General features: G+C 62.5%; 1 protein-coding gene. It reads left to right on the plus strand.

The annotated features are described in order from the left end of the window. A partial coding sequence (locus P3T40_RS44855; RefSeq protein ID WP_429274081.1) for a molybdopterin-dependent oxidoreductase occupies positions 1 to 2,009 on the plus strand: 2,009 nt, incomplete at both ends.

Here is a 2,009-nt window from a genome sequence, read left to right on the forward strand (position 1 = left end):
CGGCGGCTTCTGTTCGTCCAACATGGCCGCCGGGATGATCTATACGATGGGCGGCTCGTTCTGGGAATTCGGCGGCCCCGATCTCGATAGCGCCAGGCTGTTCTTCATGATCGGCACCGCCGAGGACCATCACTCGAATCCGCTGAAGATCGCGCTGTCGAAGTTCAAGCGCGCCGGTGGCCGTTTTATCGCCATCAACCCGATCCGCACCGGCTACGCGGCGATTGCCGACGAGTGGGTACCGATCCGCCCCGGCACGGACGGCGCGCTCTTCATGGCGCTGATTCATGAACTGCTCAAAACGGACTCGTACGACCATGAGTTCGTCACGCGTTACACCAACGCCGCCGAACTGCTCGACATGAATGCCGATAGCGACGCGTTTGGTTTGTTCGTGCGCGAGCCCGGCCTGCCCGAACTCAATCCGCTGTTTCCGCAAAACCACCTATGGTGGGATCGCAAGACCCAGCGCGCGGTGCGTCATCACACGCCGGGAGCGGAACCGGCCCTTGACGGAAACTACACGCTCGACGACGGCACGCCGGTCACGCCGTCGTTTGCATTGTTACGCGAACGGATGGCCGAAAGCACGCCGGAGTGGGCCGCCGATATCACCGGCATTCCCGCTGAGACGATCCGCCAGCTCGCGCGCGAGATGGCGGACGCGGCGCGCGACCACAAGATCACCTTGCCGATCCAGTGGACCGACGCATGGGGCCAAACCCACGATACGGTCACCGGCAATCCAATCGCCTTTCACGCGATGCGCGGACTCGCGGCCCATTCAAACGGCTTTCAATCGATCCGCGCGCTGGCGGTGTTGATGTCCTTGCTCGGCACGATCGACCGGCCTGGCGGCTTCAGGCACAAGTCGCCATATCCGAGGGCGGTACCGCCCTCGGCCAAACCGCCGAATCACCCTGACGCCGTGCAGCCGAATACGCCGCTTGCCAACGGGCCGCTCGGCTGGCCGGCCGCACCCGAGGACCTGTTCATCGACGACGCCGGCGGACCTGTCCGGATCGACAAGGCGTTCTCGTGGGAATACCCCCTCGCCGTGCACGGGTTGATGCATAGCGTGATCACCAACGCATGGCGCGGCGATCCTTACCCGATCGACACGCTGCTGATTTTCATGGCCAATATGGCGTGGAACTCCTCGATGAACACGGTCGAAGTCCGCAAGATGCTCGCGGACAAACACGAGAACGGCGAATACAAGATTCCGTTCCTGGTGGTGTGCGACGCATTCCAGTCGGAGATGACCGCGTTTGCCGATCTGATTCTGCCGGACACGACCTATCTGGAGCGGCACGACGCGATGTCCGTGCTCGATCGGCCGATCTCCGAGTTCGACGGTCCGGTGGATTCCGTGCGGGTGCCGGTGGTTCCGCCCACCGGCGAATGCAAACCGTTTCAGGAAGTGCTGATCGAACTGGGGAGCCGGCTGAAGCTGCCTGCGTTCACCACGAAAGAGGGCACGCGGAAGTTCCGCGACTATCCGGACTTCGTCATCAACTTCCAGACTTCGCCGGATTCCGGCGTGGGCTTTCTAATAGGATGGCGCGGCAAGGATGGCGACAAGGCGCTGGTGGGCGAGCCCAATCCCAAGCAGTGGGAGCAGTACGCCAGCCACAATTGCGTGTTCCATTACAAGTTGCCAGAGACGCTGCAATACATGCGCGGCGTCAACGGTCCGTATCTGAAGTGGGCAGTGGAAAACGGCTTTCGCAAGTTCGACACGCCGATCGTGATCCAGCTTTACTCGGATGTGATGCAGAAGTTCCGCCTCGCCGCGCAGGGCAAAACGGCGGGGCGTCAGCCGCCCGATCATCTGCGCGAGCGCGTGGCACGCTATTTCGATCCGCTGCCGTTCTGGTACGAACCGCTCGAACTCGCCGCCACTGACCGCAAACGCTTCCCGCTGGCTGCCGTCACGCAGCGGCCCATGGCGATGTATCACTCATGGGACTCGCAAAACGCGTGGCTGCGGCAGATTCACGGCGAGA

The organism is Paraburkholderia sp. EB58 (genome assembly GCF_050436665.1).
Lineage (GTDB): Bacteria > Pseudomonadota > Gammaproteobacteria > Burkholderiales > Burkholderiaceae > Paraburkholderia.